We start from the raw sequence: 19657 nt of genomic DNA, 5'->3' as shown, positions 1-19657 counted from the left end.
GGAGCCTCATTTGACGACCTCTGCACTTTCCCGTTTCAGCCGCCGCGGCGCCCTTGCCCTGGCTGCCGCCCTGGCCTTCGGTGCCGCCGCTGGCGCGCACGCCCAGCAGGCCGCGCCGCGCGTCAAGCTCGCCACTTCGGCGGGCGACATCGTGATCGAGCTCGATGCGGCCAAGGCCCCCAAGACGGTCGAGAACTTCCTGCAGTACGTCAAAGACAAGCACTACGACGGCACGGTGTTCCACCGCGTCATCGACGGCTTCATGATCCAGGGCGGCGGCTTCACGGCCGACATGCAGCAAAAGCCCACGCGTCCGCCGATCCCGCTCGAGGCCAACAACGGCCTGAAGAACGACAAGTACACGATCGCGATGGCCCGCACCGGCAACCCGAATTCGGCCACCTCGCAGTTCTTCATCAACGTGAAGAACAACGACTCGCTCAACGCACCCAACCCCGACGGCTACGGCTACACCGTGTTCGGCAGGGTCGTCGCCGGCACCGACGTGGTCGACAAGATCCGCGCCGTGCAGACCGGCAACAAGGGCGGCATGCAGAACGTGCCCGTCGAAACCCTCACCATCAAGTCCGCCACGCTGGCGAAGTAAATTTCCGTAGAAGGAGCTATCCCATGAGCAACCCCCAAGTCGAACTGCACATCAAGAACTACGGCGTCATCACGCTCGAACTCGACGCCGAAAAGGCACCGAAGTCGGCCGCCAACTTCATCGAGTACGTGAAGAAGGGCCACTACGACAACACGGTGTTCCACCGCGTGATCCCCGGCTTCATGGTGCAAGGCGGCGGTTTCGAGCCCGGCATGAAGCAAAAGCCCACCGGCGCCGAAATCGAGAACGAAGCCAACAACGGCCTCAAGAACGCCAACTACACCGTGGCCATGGCCCGCACGAGCGCACCGCACTCGGCCACCGCCCAGTTCTTCATCAACGTGGCCGACAACGGCTTCCTGAACCACACCGCGCCCTCGGCCCAGGGCTGGGGCTACGCAGTGTTCGGCAAGGTCACGGGCGGCGCCGATATCGTCGACAAGATCAAGGCCGTGAAGACGGGCCGCAAGGGCTTCCATGACGACGTGCCGCTCGAAGACGTCGTGATCGAAAAGGCCGTCGTCACCGCCGAATGACACGCTTCAGGCACGGCGGCGCGGCATGACCTCGATGGCGAACCCGGCTTTCTCCGAGCTGGTGGCGCCGCCCGCGTGGCGCACCGTCGACCTGATCTCCGACCTGCATCTGCAGGCGAGCGAGCTGGCCACCTTCGAGGCCTGGCAGGGCTACCTGCAGACCACGCCGGCCGATGCGCTGGTGATCCTCGGCGACCTGTTCGAGGTGTGGGTGGGCGACGATGCCGCCGACCAACCTGGCTTCGAGGCGCAATGCGTCGAGTTGCTGCAGCGCACCGCGCAGCGCATGCCTGTGTTCTTCATGCACGGCAACCGCGACTTCCTCGTCGGCAAGGCCTTTGCGGCGCAATGCGGCCTCACGTTGCTCGACGACCCCACGGTTCTTGTGCTGCACGGCGAACGCTGGCTGCTGAGCCATGGCGACGCCCTCTGCCTCGAAGACACCGAGTACCTCCAGTTTCGCGCCCAGGTGCGCACGCCTGAATGGCAGGCCGCGTTCCTTGCGCGCCCACTCGAAGAGCGCCGCGCCCTCGCGCGCGCCATCCGCACGCAAAGCGAAGACCGCAAGCGCGATCCCTCGACCCTCTGGGCCGACGTCGACGCCAACGCTGCCCGCGAATGGCTACAGCATGCAGGCGCCAGTGCGCTGATCCACGGCCACACCCACCGCCCCGCCGTGCACGACCTGGGCCACGGCCTACGCCGCATCGTGCTGAGCGACTGGGATGTCGCAGCCCATCCGCCGCGCGCGCAGCTGCTGTGCCTGTCGGCCGCCGGCGCACAACGCGTCGACCTGCGCTAGACGCACCGCTGCCGATGTTCAAGTGGCTGCGCCGTCTGCGCACCCTGCCCCCGATTCCCGACGCCGCCTGGCGCGCCACGCTCACGCGCTACGCGTTCCTGGGCGAGTTGCCGCCTGCCGAGCAGCAACGGCTGCGCACGCTCGCGGCCGAGTTCCTGCGCGACAAGGAATTCCACGGCACGCAGGGCTTCGTCATCACCGACGAGGTGGCGCTGGCCATCGCGGCGCAGGCTGTGCTGCCGGTGCTGCACCTGAAGGACGGGCTCGACTGGTACGACGATTTCGTCGGCATCGTGGTGCATCCATCCGAGGTGGTGGCGCCGCGCAAGGTCGTCGATGACGCGCTGGTCGTGCACGAGTACGAAGAAGTCGTCGCCGGCGAGGCGATGGACCAGGGCCCCGTGATGCTCAGCTGGCAGGACGTGCTCGCGAGCAGCGTGACCAGCGAGGGCGGCTACAACGTCGTGATCCACGAGTTCGCCCACAAGATCGACATGCGCAACGGCATCGCCGACGGCTGCCCGCCGCTGCCGGCCGGCTTCATGGGCCGGCGCAGTGCGCGCGAGGCCCGCACGGCCTGGATGGCCGTGCTGCAACCGGCCTACGACGACTTCCGCGAAAAGACCATCCTCGCCGAACGCTTCGGCGCCGAGCCGCCCTGGCTCGACGACTATGGCGCGACCTCGATCAGCGAGTTCTTCGCGGTGGCCTGCGAGGCCTACTTCGTGAACCGGCCGAACTTCGCGCGCGACTTTCCGCAGGTCGTGACGCTGTTCGACGCATTTTTCCTTCCCGCGAAGTCCTGAACTGACGCGGTTCAGACAAAGAAAAAGGCGCCTCGATGAGGCGCCTTTTTTATGCATGCGGCTGCTTCGCCGCAACGCTTCGTCTTACTTGCGCAGCAGCGCCTTCAGCGCGTTCTGCAGACGGCGCGCGGTGGTGGCGTCGTGCGCAGCAGCCAGCACCTTGCCGGCGTCCTGGCCCCAGGTCTGGGCCGGCGTCGGGTCGCCGCGCTTCGTCAGCAGCTTGAGCTGCAGCGCGCGGCGTGCGTCGAGCTGTTCGGCGGGCGTCGGCACTTCAGCGGCCATTTCGAGGCGCAGCAGCGCTTCGGCGGCATCGCCCGCGGCGGCCGTCGGTGCGGTACCCACGGCTTGCGACCACTGGCCGCGCACGGCTGGCGTCACGGCGCGACCCAGTTCCTGCACGCTCGGCAGGCGGGCGGCGTCGCGCTGCTCCCAGGCGCCAAGCACTTGCGTGAGCGCTTCGCCGTGGGCCTGTGCGGCCAGCTTGCGCAGCGCAAAGTCGGCGCGCTCGAGCGCTTCGCGCTGGGCGCGGAAAGCGGCATCGCCCAGACGCGGACCACGGTCTTCGCGCGGCGGACGGTCGCCGAAACGGCCACCGCCGCCGGGCGCACCGCGATCGCCACCGCGGGCATCGGGGCGCGGGCCGCCACGGTCGTTCGGACGGCCGGGGCCACCGGCACCGGGACGGCCTGCATCGCGGCGGTCGCCGAAACGACCCGCGCCGCGAGCGGCCGGTGCGGCTTCGCCCTTCTTGCTGCTGGGCCGGTCGTCGCCACGCATGGCCACCACGGGCTTGGGTGCGGGCTTCGGCGGCGCAGCCGGTGCGGGTGCCGGGCTGTCGACGCTGGCGGCTTCGCCAGCTTCGTGTGCGGCGCTGTCGCTGCGGGCCGAGGCATCGGCACCGTCTGCGGGCGCAACCAGATCGAGCGCGTCGGCCGCTGCCGCGGCAGGTTCGGACGGCGTGGCTTCGGCATCGCTCGAACCCGGCGTCTGCTCGGCGCTTTCGCCGAACTCGGCGGCGGCCTGGCCGGGGGCTTCGACACCGGTCGCGCCGACCGCGGGGCCGTCGCTCGGGGTGGCCGGAGCCGGTGCGGGCGCTGGTGCCCGAGCGGGCGCTTCACCGCGCAGCGCGGCTTCGAGGCCGGCGATGGCGGCGCGGATCTTCTGTGCGTCGCCGCCGGCATTGGCCGCGTCGAGCGCCTTGGACGCGTCGAGCACGTAGCGGTCGTGCTCGCTCATGGCCGACGATGCCTTTTCGCGCTCGGCGGTCTTCCGGTTGAAGGCTTCGTCGATGGGCGCGCGGAAGGCGTCCCACAGTTTCTGTTCGTGGCGGCGGTCGAGCGGCACGCCCTGCGCCTCGGCCTGCCAGCGCTGCTGCAGCGCCTTGACGGCATCGATGCGCAGCATCGGCTGGGCACCCAGCTCGGCGGCCTCGGCAATCATGGCCTGGCGGCGTTCGACGCTGGCCTTCTGTGCCGTTTCGAACGGGGCGCGGGCGGCACCGAAGGCTTCGTTCCACAGCGGTTGCAGCTCGGCGAACACCTTCTCGCCCACGTGGCCGGCGTCGCGCCAGCGGTCGGCGAACTGGTGCAGCGCGCGGTTGTGCGCCTTCAGGTCGGTGGCGCCGGCATGTTCGGCGGCCCAGGCCTTGACCTCTTCGATCAGCGCGACGCGCAGGCCGCGGTGTTCGGCGGCATCGGCACGCACCTTCTCGAGCCAGGCTTCGACGACCTTGTGGGCTTCGTTGCAGGCTTCGTCGAAACGCTTCCACAGCGCGTGGTTCGGCACGCCGCCCTGGTCTGCCTGCTTCCACTGGTCGCGCAGGGCGCGCAGGGTTTCCTGCATCTTGCGGCCGCCGAGGGCCTGGCCTTCGGGCCGCTTGAGCAGGCCTTCGGCCTTGGCGACGAGGTCTTCGCGGACCTTGTCGGCGCTCCAGCGCTGCCAGCCTTCGAGTTCGCCGGCGGCAACCAAGGCAGCGTGCACGCGGGCTTCGAGCGGCGCGTCGACCAGCTTGCCGTGCTCCTTGAGCACAGCGCGCAGCGCGGCGGCGGCGCCGGCACTGGCCTTGCCGTGGCCTTCGGCGGTTTCCTGTTCGAGCTTGGCGAGGGCGGCCTGAACGGCGTCTTGCGCCGCGGCGCGCACGGCCGGGTCGACCTTGGGGGCAGCGGGGCGCGCAGGTGCGGCGGCCTTGGGGGCCACCACTTCGCCGCGTGCGGCGCGCAGTTCGTCGGCCCAGACGGGCACGGGCGGCAGCGGCGCGGCGGCATCGGCCGCGGCGGCAATCGCCTGCGCCAGTGCGCCGTGGAACGAGTCGGACACCACGAGCAGCTGCGACTTGGAGGCGTCGAGCTGGGGTGCGAACTTGGCGTCGAGGCTGTTCCAGTTGGCATCGGCCACGATGTCGGCGGCCTGCTGCTGCCAGTGGGTGACGTCGGCACGCAGCGATTCTTCGGCGGCCTGGGCGTCTTTCCAGCCCTTGGTGGACAGCACTTCAAAGCGTTGTGCCAGCAAGACGGCGGCTTCGCGGTGGACCTGCGCACGGTGCTGCAGGTCTTCGATGCCCTTGACGCGCTCGGCCAGCTGGGCCTTCAGCCCGGCCAGCGGTTCGCGCGACAGCGGCGCGCCGGCCTTGGCGGCGTCACGCTGCCAGGCCAATGCGTCGGCGATGTTGAGCTTGGACTGCGCCAGCAGCGTCTCGGCCTTCTGCGCCCATTCGGCGGCGATGGCCTCCTGGCCCTTGGCGCGTTTGATTTCGTCGAGCTTTTCGCGCAGCAGGCGCGCCGCGCCCTTGTCGCGGCCGCTCAACTCCTTGAAGACCTCTTGCATCAGCTCGGGCGTGGGATTGCCCGCGAGCCAGTCGCGGATGCGCGCGGAACGCTCGCCCGAGGTTGGCGCGGTGAAGGCGCCACCGGTGAGCGTATCGAGGGCCTGGAGGTCGTGTGGCTTGGAAGAAGTAGAGGTCACTGCGCGAAATCGTTGTCTTGGTAGAGAAAGCGAAGGCGCCGGCAGAGGCCGGCGCACATCGACATTTTCACCCAGTTGGCGAACAGCCCGCCGAATTCCGTATCGGAAGCTCGGCGCGCACCGTTCGGCGGGCTGGAAAGGGCCCGCTGGATATATGGCAAGGCGAGGCGAAAAGCCAAGCCCTGCCGGCTATTTCATGGTCAGGCTCAGCTCGGCGCCGGGCTTCCAGTCGGCGCCGCTGGCCGTGGTGCGCACGGCCCCCAGGAACAGGCGCTCGCTCGGCAGCTTCTGCGCCAGCAGGTAGTCGCGCACCACGGCGCCGCGCTCGACCGCGAGCTGGCGCATCGATTCCTCGTCGACCGGCACGCTGGTCATCAGCAGGTTTTCCATTTCCTTCACGGGCAGGTCTTTGGCGAGGCCGACCATGTTGCGCGGTTTGGTGACGTCAGAGCGCTTGTAGACGGCCGTGAGCAGCGCCGGGTATTCGGCATCGGTCACCGGCGGCACCTCGGTGCCGGTCTGGCCGCCGCGCACAGCGGCGCGGCGCTTCTCGGCCTGGGTCAGCTGGCGCAGGCGCTGGCGTTGGTAGGCATCGCGCTCCTTCTCGAGGCTGGAGGTACCCACCACGGTCATCTGCAGGGTCGGCCGGTCGGTCAGGGCCTTCACGACCTTGTCCAGGCTTTCCTTCGCGCCGGTGCTGAGCGCCGAGCTGCCGGGCTCGAAGGTGATGGCGCTTGAATCGCCGCTGCCACCACCGCCCAGGCCGCCGGTCAGCAGGCTGAACGGCGCGGTCACGGCCTTGACGATCAGGTTGACCACGGCCTTGAAGATCAGCGGGCCGATGCTGAACTGCGGGTCGTTGAGCGAGCCGCTGAGCGGCAGGTCGACGTCGATCACGCCGTTGCGGTCGGCCAGCAGGGTCACGGCCAGGCGCACGGGCAGGCTGTTGGGCGCGCCGGCCACTTCGTCGCCGAACTTCAGCTGATTGAGCACCAGCTTGTTGGTGGCAGTGAGCTGGCCGTCGGGGGCGATCTTGTAATTGACGTCCATGCTCATCTTGCCGCGTTCGATGCCGTGGCCCGCGTAGCGCACCGAGTACGGCGACAGCGGCGCGAGGTCGAGGTCGCGCATCTTGGCGGTGATGTCGAGCTCGAGCGGCTTGGCCAGCGGATTGAGCTTGCCAGTGATTTCCAGCGCCGCGGTCTGCTGCGCCTTGCCGCGCAATTCGAGGTCGGCGAGCGCCGGGCGGCCGCCCTGCCCGTTCGGCGGATTCGACGAGAACGAACTGAGCTTGCCGGTCAGCTCGCTCAGGTCGGCCGAGTAGTTGGGCTTGACGAACAGGTCGGTGAAATCGATCTTGCCGTTGACCAGGCTCATCGGACCGAAGTTGATGACTGGCGCCGGACCGCTGTCGGCCGCGGGTGCGGCAGCCACCACCGGGGCGGATGCGGCCGGTGCGGCCTCAGGGGCGCCGCCGACCATGGCTTCGGCCGACACCGGCGCGCCGCCCGAGGCCCGCTGCGGCGCCGAGGCCGGCGCGCGGGTCGTGGTGGTCGTGCCGCCCGGGCCCTTCCTGGTGCTGGCTTCGGTGGCTGCGGCGGCCTTCGAAGCCTCTTCACCCTTCTTGGTCAGGCTCAGCAGATTGAGACGACCAGTGGGATCAACGATCACGCGAGCGAAGAAGTCGGTCAGCGTGGTCTCGCGCACGTCCACGGTCGGGGCCGCGTTCGGCGCCAGGCTGACTTGCAGGCCGCGCAGGCTCAGCGTCTTCCAGCTCAGCAATTGGCTGTTGCCGCGGTCGAAGCCCGGCGATTGGGTCAGCGAGACGCTGTTGGCGCGGAAGTCGTCCAGCGCGGTATCGCCCGCCAGCTTGACGCTCATGCCGGCCGGCGTGGTCGCATAGCGCACTGTGCCGCGGTAGCTCGCGAAGGCGCGGCGGATGTCGACATTGAGCGCGTCGGCGTAGTAGGCCTTGAAGGCATGCGCCGGGAACGACGCCACCTCGAGCCGGCCCTCGGCCGCGAGCGGCTTGAGCACGACCGTGCCCTTGTAGTCGAAGCGCCCCGGGTCCGCCCGGCGGCCCGCGCCGATACGGCCCGACACCTGCAGCGGCGAGACGGTGTTGGTGTCGGGTGCGATCTTCTGGGCGTGGAGCTTGAAGGCCGTGACTTCGATCGCCACCGGCGCCGAGCCGGCCTTGTCCGCATAGGACAGGCTGCCGTTGTCCACCGCCAGCGTGCCCAGGGTCAGCGCCCAAGGCTTGGTGTTGGCATTGGCCCGTGCCGCGCCAGCGTCGGCCGGCTTGGGCGCCGCCACCTTGGCGCCGCCGGCCGGGGTCTTGAGCCAGCGCTCGAACATCCAGCGCTTCTCGTTGTCGCGCTCGATGCTCACCTTGGGGTTGGTCGCGGTGAACGACGCGATGTTCAAGGTGTGCCTGGTCATGTCGACCTCGGCATCGACCAGCTCGAAGCGGCCGACGCTGGCCAGCGCGGTCTTGGCCTGGGTCAGTGCCAAGCCGTCGGCGGCCAGGCGGCGCGCCTTGAACTTCAGGTCGGGCTGGGCCCAGGACACGTCGATCTGACCACTGAGCTTGCCGTCGAGCGTGGGCTCCAGGCTCTGCGCCAGGTACGGCGCGGCCAGCGAGAGCGGCAGCGCCTCGACCTCGGTCTGCACGTCGGCGACCTTGTCGGTCGCCGTGCCCTTGAACTTCAGCGTGGCGCCGGCGACGGCAGTGCTGCCGTCGAACTGCGCGGGCTTTTCCATGGGCCAGGTGATGGCCGTGAGGTTGATCCCGAGGTCGGTGAGGTCGATGGACGCGCCGGGCTTGACGGTCTCGTCGCGCCAGCCGATGCGTCCGCCGTCGAGCGCGATCTTGTCGACCTGCACCTTGAGCTTGGGCTTCTCGGCCGGCTTTCCGCCCGGCGCACTGGCTGCGGGCGCGGGCAGCGGCGCCACCTTTTCGGCCGCGCCGGTCGCGGGGTTCGTGGCCATCAGGTTGAGCTGGCCCGCCGCGTCGCGCGCCACTACCAGTTGCGGCTTGGCCAGCGCGACTTCGCTCAAATGGAACACCGACTCCAACGGCCGCACGTCGGCCAATGCCAGCTTGAGCGAGTCGAAGGCCAGCAAGTCGCGGCCGCGGGCATCGCCCAGCTTGGCGCCGTGGGCCTCGACCGTGCCGGTGATCTTCAGGCCGATGGTGCCGGTCTGCTGGAAATCGATCTTCAGGTCGGCATCGAGGTTGCCCGCCTGCAGCTTCACCGGCAGGCCACCGGGGATGTAGCCCAGGTACGGCACGAGATCGAGCCCCTTGAACTGCACGTGGGCGTCGGTCTTGCGGCTTTGCGCGAACGGCGTCGTGAAGGCGGCCGAGTCGAACTGGCTGCCGTTGAGCGCAAAGGCCAGCTTGGGCTCGGTCTTGATCTCGCGCTGGGAGGCGAGGTTGCTCAGGAACGGCACATTCAGCGTGAAGCCGCGCAGTTCGTGCCTGCGCTTGACGGTCTGGTCGTCGAAATCGACCGCACCGTCCTTGATCGAGATGTTGTAGATCGCAAAGCGCGCGGGCTCGGCGTTGGGGTCGGGCGGCGGGCCCGAGGCCAGCTTGGCCAGGATGTCGTCGATATCGTACTTGCCATCGGCCTGGTGCGTGAGCAGCACCGCGGGCGCCTCGACCGTCACCGCATCGATCACCGGCGCCAGGCGGAACAGCGACTGCAATTCGGCGTCGGCGTAGATGCGCTTGATGGCCACCTGCGGCTGCTTGCCGTCGGCGGTGGCAATGCGCAGGTCATTCAGTGCGAGTTCGAGCGTCCAGGGCTTGAAGTCGATCTTGCCGACGGTGACTTGGCGGCCCAGTTTCTCGCTCGCAATCTTCTGGAGCTGGCTCTTGGCAATCGGCGGCACCGCCAGCCAGGCAATGACCCACAAGGCCAACAACACCAGCAACGCGACAACCCCACGCCGCACCCATTTGTTCTGTTTGATCGAAGCAGCATCCATTCGCAGAAGTGTGCCGCAAACAGATGCCAACAAAGTCTGCTGAAACGTGAATGCGTTCCCATTTGGCGAGGCATTGCGATGCGCCTGCGGCGCTCGGCAAGACAGTGAGGCAGAAAGTGCGCAGCGCTGCGCAGGTGAGGTCCCAAAACGAGAAAGCCCGGTGAGTCGACGAAGTGTCTTGTCACCGGGCTTGATGGCGGGCTCAAAACCCATGCCATCGATTCGCGCGACCGGAAGTAATTGTTCCCGCCGTGCTGGCAGCAAGAGATTGCCGCCGTGGAGTCCTCCATCGTTCGAGTCCTTGACTTGCACCTCGGACTGCCTGACTTCGGAAAAACGCCTGAAACCTCAGGCCCGTTCAGATTAGGCGTCCCTCCCTTCCTTTGCAAATGTCTTTTCCCAAGGGATTTCCCGTAGGCACTCACCCCTGGCGCACCCCTAGGACGAGGGGATTCTTCAAGCACTTATTAACATATGGAACCAAATCCTTATGCTTGACCGTGTATTTAGCCACGCTAGAATCCGCCTGCCCTCGCTGCTCGACGCAGGAGGGCCTCCCTGAATCCGCTGCCGAATTCCACCGGCGTGATCAGGCCGCCGCGCTCCCACCCCCACCCCTCCATGCGCGGAGCCTGATTCGTAGACATACCAATCCAAGCGCCGTTGCCTTCATCCATCGCCCTTTCCGGCGCTGCATGCCAGGTGCCGCACAGAAAGGAAAAAAGCGATGAGCAAGGCGTTTGATGCCACAGCCCGCGGGCTACGGACCTTCGTGTCCGATGTGGCAGACGGCTTTTTTGAAATCACCCACAACGGGTTTGCACTGGTCGGTCTGGCCATCGTGTTCGCGGCCCTCGCCCTCGTGGCGCGTCCCGACCTGCGCAAGACCGGCGAGGAACAACTGATGGGCTGGCTGCAGTCGCGCAAACCCGCGCCCGAAGCCACCGACCTGGAGCCGACCGCCATCGTGCGCACCACGGCTGCGAGCCCCGACGAGCTGCCCAAGCAGCAGGCGGCGGTGGCTTACTGGCTCAGCAAGAAGTACCGCGTCGCGGCCGAGCCGCTGAGCGTGCTGGTCTCCGAGGCCTACCAGATCGGCAAGCGCACCAAGCTCGACCCGACGCTGATCCTGGCCATCATGGCCATCGAATCCAGCTTCAACCCGTTCGCGCAAAGCCACGTCGGCGCGCAGGGCCTGATGCAGGTCATGACCCGCGTGCACGGCGACAAGTACGAAAGCGCGGGCGGCACGCTCACCGCCTTCGACCCGGTGACCAACATGCGCGTCGGCGTGAAGGTGCTGCAGGAATGCATCGCCCGCGCCGGCTCGCTCGAAGGCGGCCTGCGCTACTACGTGGGCGCTGCCAACCTCGACGACGACGGCGGCTATGCCGCCAAGGTGCTGGCCGAGCACGAGCGCCTGCGCCAGGTCGCCGCCGGCCGTGCGCCGTCGACGATGGCCGTGCCGCCGCCGACCACGGCGCGCGCACAGCCGATTCCGGTCGTGGCACCGGCCAAGCCCGCAGGCGAAGAGCCCGCCACCGGCAGCGCGCCGGCCAAGGTCGCCCTGCTCTCCGCGGTTTCCTGAGGCCTTGTCGCCCCTACAGGCCCGGATGCCTCCGGGCCTGCGCTACACTCGGCCTGTACGCGACTGGCGATAGGCGCAGCACCCCGAAAAAGGTGCCACGCGCTGACGTGGAATACCACTGGGAAGCGTGCCGCCTGACCACAACAGGCGTTCAGCCGTTCGCCTGGGCAGCCCTTGTTTGGTTGAACAAGGACCTCGTCTTCAAAGGACTGCCATGTACCACCGCAACATCCTGGTCGAACAGACCGATCCCGAAATCTGGGCCGCGATTCAAGCCGAAAACGCGCGCCAGGAACACCACATCGAGCTGATCGCCAGCGAGAACTACGCCTCGCCGGCCGTCATGCAGGCCCAAGGCTCGCAGCTCACCAACAAGTACGCCGAAGGCTACCCGGGCAAGCGCTACTACGGCGGCTGCGAGCACGTCGACGTGGCCGAGCAGCTGGCCATCGACCGTGTCAAGCAAATCTTCGGCGCCGATGCCGCGAACGTGCAGCCGCATTGCGGCGCCTCGGCCAACGAAGCCGTGATGCTCGCCTTCCTGAAGCCCGGCGACACCATCATGGGCATGAGCCTGGCCGAAGGCGGCCACCTGACCCACGGCATGCCTCTCAATATGAGCGGCAAGTGGTTCAACGTGGTGAGCTACGGCCTGGACGCCAACGAAGCCATCGACTACGACGCGATGGAACGCAAGGCGCATGAGCACATGCCCAAGCTGATCATTGCGGGCGCCTCGGCCTACTCGCTGCACATCGATTTCGAGCGTTTCGCCAAGGTTGCCAAGGACGTCGGCGCGATCTTCATGGTCGACATCGCCCACTACGCCGGCCTCGTGGCCGCAGGCGTGTACCCCAACCCGGTGCCGCACGCCGACATCGTGACCTCGACCACGCACAAGAGCCTGCGCGGCCCGCGCGGCGGCATCATTTTGATGAAGTCGCAGCACGAAAAAGCCATCAACAGCGCCATCTTCCCCGGCCTGCAAGGCGGCCCGCTGATGCACGTGATCGCCGCCAAGGCCGTCGCGTTCAAGGAAGCCATGACGCCCGAGTTCAAGGCCTACCAGCAACAGGTGGTCAAGAACGCCAAGATCGTGGCCGACACCCTCACCGAGCGGGGCCTGCGCATCGTGAGCGGACGCACCGAAAGCCACCTGATGCTGGTCGACCTGCGCGCCAAGGGCATCACCGGCAAGGAAGCCGAAGCCGTGCTGGGCGCCGCCCACATGACGATCAACAAGAACGCGATCCCCAACGACCCGGAAAAGCCGATGGTCACCAGCGGCGTGCGCATCGGCACCCCCGCCATGACCACGCGCGGTTTCAAGGACGAAGAGGCCCGCATCACGGCGAACCTGGTGGCCGACGTGCTCGAGAACCCGCGCGACGCGGCGAACATCGACGCGGTGCGCGCCAAGGTCCACGCCTTGACGAGCCGCTTCCCTGTCTACCGTTGATTTCGTAAGTAACAGAAGAAGAGAAGCACTGGCCGCATGAAATGCCCTTTTTGCGGTCATCTCGAAACGCAGGTTGTCGAGACCCGCGTTTCGGAAGACGCCGACTTCGTCCGCAGGCGCCGCCAGTGCAGCGCCTGCGACAAGCGCTTCACCACGTATGAGCGCCCCGACGTCAATTTCCCCGTCGTGGTCAAGAAAGACGGCAGCCGCGCCGACTTCGACTCGACCAAGGTCCGCGCCTCGATGATGCTGGCGCTGCGCAAGCGCCCCGTGAGCATCGAGCAGATCGACAACGCCCTGCTGCGCATCGAGCAGAAGCTGCTGGCCAGTGGCCTGCGCGAAATCGATTCGACCAAGGTCGGCGAGCTCGTGATGCGTGAACTCAAGAAACTCGACAAGGTCGCCTACGTGCGCTTTGCCTCGGTGTACCGCAGCTTCGAGGACGTGGACGAGTTCCGGCAGTTGCTGCGCGATATCTAAGAAGGTGTGAACGATCCCGGCATGCCCTCTTCCGAACAAGACGCACCCCACATCGCGACCGCCCTGCGGCTCGCCGCCTCCGCGATCCGCCTGACCGACCCGAACCCGCGCGTCGGTTGCGTGCTGTGCGACGCCGAAGGCCGCGTGATCGGCCAGGGCCATACCCAACAAGCCGGCGGCCCGCACGCCGAAGTAATGGCGCTGCGTGACGCGCAGGCCCAAGGCCATTCGACTGCAGGCGCCACCGCCTACGTCACTCTCGAACCCTGCTCGCACCACGGCCGCACCGGCCCCTGCTGCGACGCGCTCATCGCCGCCGGCGTGCGCCGCGTCGTGGCTTCGCTGGCCGATCCGAATCCGCTCGTGGCAGGACAAGGCTTTGCGCGCCTGCGTGCGGCGGGCATCGAGGTCGAGGTCGGACCAGGCGCTGACGAATCCCGCGAGCTCAACATCGGCTTCTTCAGCCGCATGGTCCGCCAGCAGCCCTGGGTTCGAATGAAGATTGCCGCCTCGCTCGACGGCCGCACCGGTCTGCAGAACGGCGTGAGCCAGTGGATCACCGACGAGGCCGCGCGCACCGACGGCCATGCCTGGCGGGCCCGCACCGGCGCGGTGCTGACCGGCGTCGGCACGCTGCTCGAAGACAACCCGCGCCTGGACGTGCGCCTGGTCGACACACCGCGCCAGCCCCACCTCATCGTGGTCGACAGCCACCTCCAGACCTCGCCCGACGCTCACATTTTCATAGCTGGTCGCGCCGTCTGGATCTACGCTGCCAGCCGGCACAACGAAGAAAAGGCGGCTGCGCTCGAAGCCCGCGGCGCCACCATCACCTGCCTGCCCAATCTGCACGGCAAGGTCGACCTGCCCGCGATGCTCAAGGACCTCGCATCGCGCGGCGTCAACGAGCTGCATGTCGAATCGGGCCACAAGCTCAACGGTTCGCTGCTGCGCGAAGGCTGCGTGGACGAGCTGCTGGTGTACCTGGCGCCCAAGCTGATCGGCAGCGGGCTCGACATCGCCAGCCACCTGCATGCCGAGGGCCCGCTCACGTCGCTCACGGGCGCGCTGCCGCTCGAATTCAAGTCGGTGGACATGCTCGGGCCCGACCTGCGCATCGTCGCGCGCGTCGCCGGCCGCGACCGCTTCTGAGCCGCCGCGGCTGCGGCGCGGCACATTCGCAGCCGCAAACCGGCCCTTCGGGCCGAAGACCCCTCGATGTCTGCGAAAATGTGCGAATGTTCACCGGAATCATCACCGGCGTGGGGCGCATCGCCGCCATCCACGACCTCGGCACCTCCTCCTCCTACGGCAAGCGACTCAGCATCGAGGTGCCCGACGGCTACCTCGACGACGTCGGGCTCGGCGACAGCATCGCGCTCAACGGCGCCTGCATGACGGTCACCACGCTCGCACCTGAACGCGGGCAATTCACCATCGACATTTCCGCGGAGTCCCTCGACAAGACGGCCGGCCTGACCGACGAAGGCAGCCGCATCAACCTCGAGAAGGCCCTGCGAGCGAGCGACCGCCTCGGCGGCCACATCGTCTCGGGCCACGTGGACGGCATCGGCACGGTGAGCTTCTTCGCGCCGGTCGGCGAAAGCTGGGAGCTGCGCGTGGTCGCACCGCCCGCGCTCGCACGCTTCCTGGCCTACAAGGGCTCGATCACCATCAACGGTGTGAGCCTCACGGTCAACAGCGTGGCCGACATTGCCGACGGCGCCGAGGTCAGCATCAACCTGATCCCGCACACCGTGGACAACACTTCCCTCGGCGGCCTGTCGGCCGGCTCGAAGGTCAACCTCGAAATCGACACCGTGGCGCGGTACGTGGAGCGCATGCTCCAGGCCGGCGTCCTGGTGCCCCAGACTTCCACGTATTCCAAGGACACCGCCGAATGAACGCCTCCGTCACGCCGATCGGCGCCTCCCGCGCCGACCGTGCGCCCGCACCGATCTCCCCGGTCGAAGACATCGTGGCCGAGCTGGCCGCCGGCCGCATGGTCATCCTCGTGGACGAGGAAGACCGCGAGAACGAAGGCGACATCGTCATCGCGGCCGACCACATCACCGCCGAATCCATCAACTTCATGGCACGCCACGCGCGCGGCCTGATCTGCCTCACGCTCTCGCGCGAGATGTGCGAGCGGCTGCAGCTGCCGCCGATGGTCCAGCGTAACGGCGCCAAGCACTCCACCGCCTTCACCGTCTCCATCGAAGCCGCCGAAGGCGTGACCACCGGCATCTCGGCCGCCGACCGCGCCCGCACCGTGCAGGCCGCCGTGGCGCGCAACGCCGTGGCCGCCGACCTGGTGCAGCCCGGCCACATCTTCCCCCTGCAGGCAGTGGACGGCGGCGTGCTCATGCGCGCCGGCCACACCGAAGCCGGCTGCGACCTCGCCGCCATGGCCGGCTGCTCGCCCGCCTCGGTGATCTGCGAAGTGATGAACGAAGACGGCACGATGGCCCGCCTGCCCGACCTGCAGATCTTCGCGGCCGAGCACGGCCTCAAGATCGGCACCATCGCCGCGCTCATCGAGCACCGCAGCCGCGTCGAGTCGCTGGTCGAAAAAGTCGGCTGCCGCGAGATCCAGACCAACTGGGGCACCTTCACGGCCCACGCCTTCATCGACAAGCCCAGCCGCGGCGTGCACCTCGCACTGGTGCGCGGCCAGTGGGCACCCGAAGACACGGTGTCGGTGCGCGTGCACGAGCCGCTGTCGGTGCTCGACGCGCTCGAAGTCAACCGCCCGATGCACTCCTGGAGCCTGGACGCCAGCCTTTCGCACATCGCGAACGAAGGCAAGGGCGTGGCCGTGCTGCTGAACTGCGGCGAAAGCGCAGCCGAGCTGCTGTCGCAATTCGACGGCACCGCGCGCCCGGCGCAAGCCCCCGAGCGCGGCCGCATGGACCTGCGCAACTACGGCATCGGCGCGCAGATCCTGCGGGAATGCGGTGTGCACAAGATGAACCTGCTCGGCGCGCCGCGTCGCATGCCGAGCATGGCCGCCGGCTTCGGCCTCGAAATCGCCGGTTACCTCACGAAAGACTGAACGACCATGCAAGGTTCAAACAAGGGCGCGACCACGCTCAACGGCAAAGGCCTGCGCATCGGCATCGTGCAGGCGCGCTTCAACGCCGACATCACCGACGCGCTGGCCACGGCCTGCCTGTCGGAGCTCGAAGCGCTCGGCGTGGCTGCGTCCGACATCCATCATGTGCAGGTGCCCGGCGCGCTCGAAGTGCCCGTGGCGCTGCAGGCGCTCGCCGAGCGCGGCGGCTACCACGCGCTCGTGGCGCTGGGCTGCATCATCCGCGGCGAGACCTACCACTTCGAACTGGTGGCCAACGAATCGGGCGCGAGCGTGAGCCGCGTTGCGCTCGACTACCGCCTGCCCATCGCCAACGCGATCCTCACGACCGAAAACCTCGAACAGGCCGTCGCCCGCCAGACCGACAAGGGCCGCGACGCAGCCCAGGTGGCGGTCGAGATGGCACAACTGCTGGCCACCCTTTCATGACCGAAGACACCTCCAAGTCCGCCAAATCCCGCCAGTCGCGCACCGGCCTCACGAGCACGGGCGTTCGCAAGGCCGCGGCCAAGTCGAACCGCAGCCGCGCACGCGAGTTCGCGCTGCAGGCGCTCTACCAGCACCTGGTGGGCCGCAACGACCCGACCGACATCGACCACTTCACGCGCGACCTCGCGGGCTTCCACAAGGCCGACGCGGCGCACTACGACGCGCTGCTGCACGGCTCGATCAACGGCGCCGAGCAGCTCGACGCGCTGATCCTGCCGCTGCTCGACCGCAAGTTCACGGAAATCTCGCCCGTCGAGCACGCCGTGATGTGGATCGGCGTGTACGAGTTCCAGAACTGCCCCGACGTGCCGTGGCGCGTGGTGCTCAACGAGTGCATCGAACTCGCCAAGGAATTCGGCGGCACCGACGGCCACAAGTACGTGAACGCCGTGCTCAACGGCCTGGCGCCGCAGCTGCGTCCGCTCGAAGTCGAAGCCGACCGGGCGTCGGGCAAGGCGCGCCCATGAGGATCTCGACGCGCGCGCAGCGCATCGAACCGTTTTACGTGATGGAGGTGGCGAAAGCCGCTGGCGTGCTGGCCCGCGAAGTGGCCCACACCGACCGTCCAATGATCTTCCTGAACATCGGCGAGCCAGACTTCACCGCCCCGCCCCTCGTGCAGGAAGCCGCCGCCCGCGCCGTGCGCGCCGGCGCCACCCAGTACACGCAGGCCACCGGCCTGGACCACCTGCGCGAACGCATCAGCGGCTGGTACAAGCAGCGCTTCAACGTCGACGTGCCGGCCCGCCGCATCGTCGTCACGGCCGGCGCCTCGGCCGCGCTGCAGCTGGCCTGCCTCGCGCTGATCGAATCGGGCGACGAGATCCTGCTGCCCGACCCGAGCTACCCCTGCAACCGCCACTTCGTGAGTGCGGCAGACGGCAAGGCCGTGCTGATCCCAACCACGGCCGAAGAGCGCTTTCAGCTCACCGCCGCCAAGGTCGAGGCCGCATGGACCGACAAGACGCGCGGCGTGCTGCTCGCCTCGCCGTCCAACCCAACCGGCACCTCGATCGCGCCCGACGAACTGCGCCGCATCCACGAGGTGGTGTCGCAGCGCGGCGGCATCACGCTGATCGACGAGATCTACCTGGGCCTCTCGCACGACGACGCCTTCGGGCAGACGGCACTGGCCATCGACGACAACGTCATCAGCATCAACAGCTTCAGCAAGTACTTCAACATGACCGGCTGGCGCCTTGGCTGGCTCGTGGTGCCCGAGGTGCTGGTGCCGGTGGTCGAGCGCCTCGCGCAGAACCTCTTCATCTGCGCGAGCACGGTGTCGCAGTACGCCGCGCTGGCCTGCTTCGAGGCCGAGAGCATCACCGAGTACGAACGCCGCCGCGCCGAGTTCAAGGCGCGCCGCGACTGGTTCATTCCGCAACTGAATGCGCTCGGCCTGAACGTGCCCGTGGTGCCCGACGGCGCGTTCTACGCCTGGGCCGACTGCACCAGCGTGGCCGACAAACTCGGCATCTCTGGCAGCTGGGACTTCGCCTTCGAGACCATGAAGCGCGCCCACCTGGCCGTGACGCCGGGTCGCGACTTCGGCACCGCCGAAACCGCGAAGTTCGTGCGCTTCTCCACCGCCAGTTCGATGGCACACCTGCAGGAATCGGTCGAGCGCCTGCGGGCCATGATCGCGCAATGAGTTTCGAGTTTCCGATCCGCGTCTACTGGGAGGACACCGATGCCGGCGGCATCGTGTTCTACGCCAACTACCTGAAGTTCATGGAGCGCGGTCGCACCGAGTGGCTGCGCTCCCTGGGCGTCGAGCAGCGCGAGCTCAAGGAAGCCACCGGCGGCCAGTTCGTGGTGAGCGAAACGCAGCTCAAATACCATCGGCCCTCGCGGCTGGACGACGAACTGCTGGTTACAGCCGAGCTCCGACAATTGGGCACTGCGTCGTTGATAATCGGTCAGCGCGTGCTATCAAAAACAGAGCAAGAACGCACCGGGGCCGCGGCACCGGTCTTGCTGTGCGAAGGCACGATCCGCATCGGCTGGGTGGACGCCGCCACCTTGCGCCCTGCGCGCATTCCGGCCCAAGTTTCGGGAACCCTCGAGCACTCCAGCGGCTCCATGACTCAACCTTTCAAGCCATGAACCAAGATCTCTCCATCATCAATCTCCTGCTCCACGCCAGCTTCGTGGTGCAACTGGTCGTGCTGCTCCTGGTGATCGTGTCGGTCGCCAGCTGGGCCGCCATCATCCGCAAGTACTTTTCCCTCAAGCGCATCCGTGTGCTCAATGAAGACTTCGAGCGCGAGTTCTGGTCGGGCACCAGCCTCAACGAGCTGTTCGCCTCGGCGGCACAAAACGCCAAGTTCGCCGGCCCCATGGAGCGCATCTTTGCCTCCGGCATGCGCGAGTACCAGAAGCTGCGCGAGCGCCATGTGACCGATGCACCCACGCTGCTCGACGGCGCCCGCCGCGCGATGCGCGCGAGCTTCCAGCGCGAACTCGATGCGGCCGAGCAGAACCTGTCGTTCCTGGCCACCGTCGGCTCGGTGTCGCCGTATGTGGGCCTGTTCGGTACGGTCTGGGGGATCATGCATGCCTTCACCGGCCTGGCTGCGCTCACGCAGGTGACGCTGGCCACCGTGGCGCCCGGCATTGCCGAAGCGCTGGTGGCCACCGCCATCGGCCTGTTCGCCGCCATTCCCGCGGTGGTCGGCTACAACCGCTTTGCGCGCGAGATCGACAAGATCGCCATCGCCCTGGAGACCTACATCGAAGAGTTCTCCAACATCCTGCAGCGCAACCTCTCGGCCAACCCCGGCGCCGTGACGCCCGCCGCCTCGGTCACCGCCGCGAACCGCTAAGTAGCGGCGCGCAC

Annotated in this window: 18 protein-coding genes and 1 riboswitch; of the genes, 15 read left to right on the top strand and 3 right to left on the bottom strand. The window is 67.7% G+C overall.

The window, feature by feature from the left end; translation table 11 throughout:
- Nucleotides 1-10 precede the first annotated feature (10 nt).
- Genes IG196_RS12855 through IG196_RS12840 form a run of 4 tightly spaced genes read left to right on the top strand, consistent with a single transcriptional unit; the run spans nt 11 to nt 2751 of the window.
- A complete protein-coding gene (locus tag IG196_RS12855; RefSeq protein ID WP_192196463.1) occupies nt 11-607 on the top strand; it encodes a peptidylprolyl isomerase in 597 nt (198 codons plus the stop codon).
- Nucleotides 608-630: 23 nt separating this feature from the next.
- Nucleotides 631-1143, top strand: coding sequence for a peptidylprolyl isomerase (locus IG196_RS12850; protein WP_192196462.1), 513 nt, complete (start codon nt 631-633; stop codon nt 1141-1143).
- 25 nt (nt 1144-1168) lie between these two features.
- Nucleotides 1169-1945, top strand: a complete 777-nt coding sequence (locus IG196_RS12845) for a UDP-2,3-diacylglucosamine diphosphatase (protein WP_412556376.1) — start codon at nt 1169-1171, stop codon at nt 1943-1945.
- 14 nt (nt 1946-1959) lie between these two features.
- Nucleotides 1960-2751, top strand: a complete 792-nt coding sequence (locus IG196_RS12840) for a zinc-dependent peptidase (RefSeq protein WP_192196461.1) — start codon at nt 1960-1962, stop codon at nt 2749-2751.
- Between the two features lie 84 nt (nt 2752-2835).
- Here the strand turns inward: IG196_RS12840 and IG196_RS12835 are convergent, their stop codons facing one another.
- The 3 genes from IG196_RS12835 to IG196_RS12825 are packed head-to-tail and all read right to left on the bottom strand — an operon-like array spanning nt 2836 to nt 9708.
- Complete coding sequence (locus tag IG196_RS12835) at nt 2836-5712, bottom strand: DUF349 domain-containing protein (protein ID WP_192196460.1); 2877 nt, start codon at nt 5710-5712, stop codon at nt 2836-2838.
- Nucleotides 5709-5891: a hypothetical protein gene (locus IG196_RS12830; RefSeq protein ID WP_101492872.1), complete on the bottom strand. Its 183-nt coding sequence runs from the start codon at nt 5889-5891 to the stop codon at nt 5709-5711. Before IG196_RS12830 ends, IG196_RS12835 begins: the two co-directional genes overlap by 4 nt.
- Nucleotides 5892-5901: 10 nt before the next feature.
- Entirely contained in the window at nt 5902-9708 is a 3807-nt protein-coding gene (locus IG196_RS12825; RefSeq protein WP_192196459.1) for a DUF748 domain-containing protein, read from the bottom strand.
- 727 nt (nt 9709-10435) lie between these two features.
- Here IG196_RS12825 and IG196_RS12820 point away from each other — a divergent pair.
- The 11 genes from IG196_RS12820 to tolQ all read left to right on the top strand — a co-directional run bounded on the left by IG196_RS12820 (nt 10436) and on the right by tolQ (nt 19643).
- Complete coding sequence (locus IG196_RS12820; protein WP_192196458.1) at nt 10436-11296, top strand: lytic transglycosylase domain-containing protein; 861 nt, start codon at nt 10436-10438, stop codon at nt 11294-11296.
- A 49-nt stretch (nt 11297-11345) separates the two neighbouring features.
- Nucleotides 11346-11472, top strand: a riboswitch (ZMP/ZTP riboswitch).
- A gap of 38 nt (nt 11473-11510) precedes the next feature.
- The gene (gene glyA, locus IG196_RS12815) at nt 11511-12755 is read left to right on the top strand and encodes a serine hydroxymethyltransferase (protein ID WP_101492869.1); all 1245 of its coding nucleotides are present in this window, start codon (nt 11511-11513) and stop codon (nt 12753-12755) included.
- Nucleotides 12756-12791: 36 nt separating this feature from the next.
- Nucleotides 12792-13235: a transcriptional regulator NrdR gene (gene nrdR, locus IG196_RS12810; RefSeq protein WP_007836918.1), complete on the top strand. Its 444-nt coding sequence runs from the start codon at nt 12792-12794 to the stop codon at nt 13233-13235.
- A gap of 21 nt (nt 13236-13256) precedes the next feature.
- Nucleotides 13257-14387 carry a bifunctional diaminohydroxyphosphoribosylaminopyrimidine deaminase/5-amino-6-(5-phosphoribosylamino)uracil reductase RibD gene (gene ribD / locus IG196_RS12805; protein ID WP_192196457.1) on the top strand — a complete coding sequence of 377 codons (1131 nt, stop codon included), beginning with the start codon at nt 13257-13259 and terminating at the stop codon, nt 14385-14387.
- A gap of 86 nt (nt 14388-14473) precedes the next feature.
- Nucleotides 14474-15139 carry a riboflavin synthase gene (locus IG196_RS12800; RefSeq protein ID WP_192196456.1) on the top strand — a complete coding sequence of 222 codons (666 nt, stop codon included), beginning with the start codon at nt 14474-14476 and terminating at the stop codon, nt 15137-15139.
- The gene (gene ribBA, locus IG196_RS12795; protein ID WP_099796647.1) at nt 15136-16290 is read left to right on the top strand and encodes a bifunctional 3,4-dihydroxy-2-butanone-4-phosphate synthase/GTP cyclohydrolase II; all 1155 of its coding nucleotides are present in this window, start codon (nt 15136-15138) and stop codon (nt 16288-16290) included. The genes IG196_RS12800 and ribBA overlap by 4 nt, the downstream gene beginning before the upstream one ends.
- Nucleotides 16291-16296: 6 nt before the next feature.
- Complete coding sequence (gene ribH / locus IG196_RS12790; RefSeq protein ID WP_101492866.1) at nt 16297-16758, top strand: 6,7-dimethyl-8-ribityllumazine synthase; 462 nt, start codon at nt 16297-16299, stop codon at nt 16756-16758.
- On the top strand, nt 16755-17285 hold the full coding sequence (nusB, locus tag IG196_RS12785; protein ID WP_192196455.1) for a transcription antitermination factor NusB: 531 nt from the start codon (nt 16755-16757) through the stop codon (nt 17283-17285). Before ribH ends, nusB begins: the two co-directional genes overlap by 4 nt.
- Complete coding sequence (locus tag IG196_RS12780) at nt 17282-18469, top strand: pyridoxal phosphate-dependent aminotransferase (protein WP_192196454.1); 1188 nt, start codon at nt 17282-17284, stop codon at nt 18467-18469. Before nusB ends, IG196_RS12780 begins: the two co-directional genes overlap by 4 nt.
- A complete protein-coding gene (ybgC, locus tag IG196_RS12775) occupies nt 18466-18924 on the top strand; it encodes a tol-pal system-associated acyl-CoA thioesterase (protein ID WP_192196453.1) in 459 nt (152 codons plus the stop codon). Before IG196_RS12780 ends, ybgC begins: the two co-directional genes overlap by 4 nt.
- Nucleotides 18921-19643, top strand: a complete 723-nt coding sequence (gene tolQ / locus IG196_RS12770; protein WP_099796642.1) for a protein TolQ — start codon at nt 18921-18923, stop codon at nt 19641-19643. Before ybgC ends, tolQ begins: the two co-directional genes overlap by 4 nt.
- Nucleotides 19644-19657: the final 14 nt, after the last annotated feature.

The organism is Variovorax sp. 38R, assembly GCF_014843395.1.
Classification (GTDB): Bacteria; Pseudomonadota; Gammaproteobacteria; order Burkholderiales; family Burkholderiaceae_C; genus Variovorax; species Variovorax paradoxus_H.
This window is presented reverse-complemented; position numbering and strand designations above follow the sequence as displayed.

Excerpts from the sequence above, each read along its gene's own strand:
- IG196_RS12850 (WP_192196462.1), top strand. The coding sequence starts at position 631 with ATGAGCAACCCCCAAGTCGAACTGCACATCAAGAACTACGGCGTCATC.
- IG196_RS12845 (WP_412556376.1), top strand. The coding sequence starts at position 1,169 with ATGACCTCGATGGCGAACCCGGCTTTCTCCGAGCTGGTGGCGCCGCCC.
- IG196_RS12840 (WP_192196461.1), top strand. The coding sequence starts at position 1,960 with ATGTTCAAGTGGCTGCGCCGTCTGCGCACCCTGCCCCCGATTCCCGAC.
- IG196_RS12825 (WP_192196459.1), bottom strand. The coding sequence starts at position 9,708 with ATGGATGCTGCTTCGATCAAACAGAACAAATGGGTGCGGCGTGGGGTT.
- IG196_RS12820 (WP_192196458.1), top strand. The coding sequence starts at position 10,436 with ATGAGCAAGGCGTTTGATGCCACAGCCCGCGGGCTACGGACCTTCGTG.
- glyA (WP_101492869.1), top strand. The coding sequence starts at position 11,511 with ATGTACCACCGCAACATCCTGGTCGAACAGACCGATCCCGAAATCTGG.
- nrdR (WP_007836918.1), top strand. The coding sequence starts at position 12,792 with ATGAAATGCCCTTTTTGCGGTCATCTCGAAACGCAGGTTGTCGAGACC.
- ribD (WP_192196457.1), top strand. The coding sequence starts at position 13,257 with ATGCCCTCTTCCGAACAAGACGCACCCCACATCGCGACCGCCCTGCGG.
- IG196_RS12800 (WP_192196456.1), top strand. The coding sequence starts at position 14,474 with ATGTTCACCGGAATCATCACCGGCGTGGGGCGCATCGCCGCCATCCAC.
- ribBA (WP_099796647.1), top strand. The coding sequence starts at position 15,136 with ATGAACGCCTCCGTCACGCCGATCGGCGCCTCCCGCGCCGACCGTGCG.
- ribH (WP_101492866.1), top strand. The coding sequence starts at position 16,297 with ATGCAAGGTTCAAACAAGGGCGCGACCACGCTCAACGGCAAAGGCCTG.
- nusB (WP_192196455.1), top strand. The coding sequence starts at position 16,755 with ATGACCGAAGACACCTCCAAGTCCGCCAAATCCCGCCAGTCGCGCACC.
- IG196_RS12780 (WP_192196454.1), top strand. The coding sequence starts at position 17,282 with ATGAGGATCTCGACGCGCGCGCAGCGCATCGAACCGTTTTACGTGATG.
- ybgC (WP_192196453.1), top strand. The coding sequence starts at position 18,466 with ATGAGTTTCGAGTTTCCGATCCGCGTCTACTGGGAGGACACCGATGCC.
- tolQ (WP_099796642.1), top strand. The coding sequence starts at position 18,921 with ATGAACCAAGATCTCTCCATCATCAATCTCCTGCTCCACGCCAGCTTC.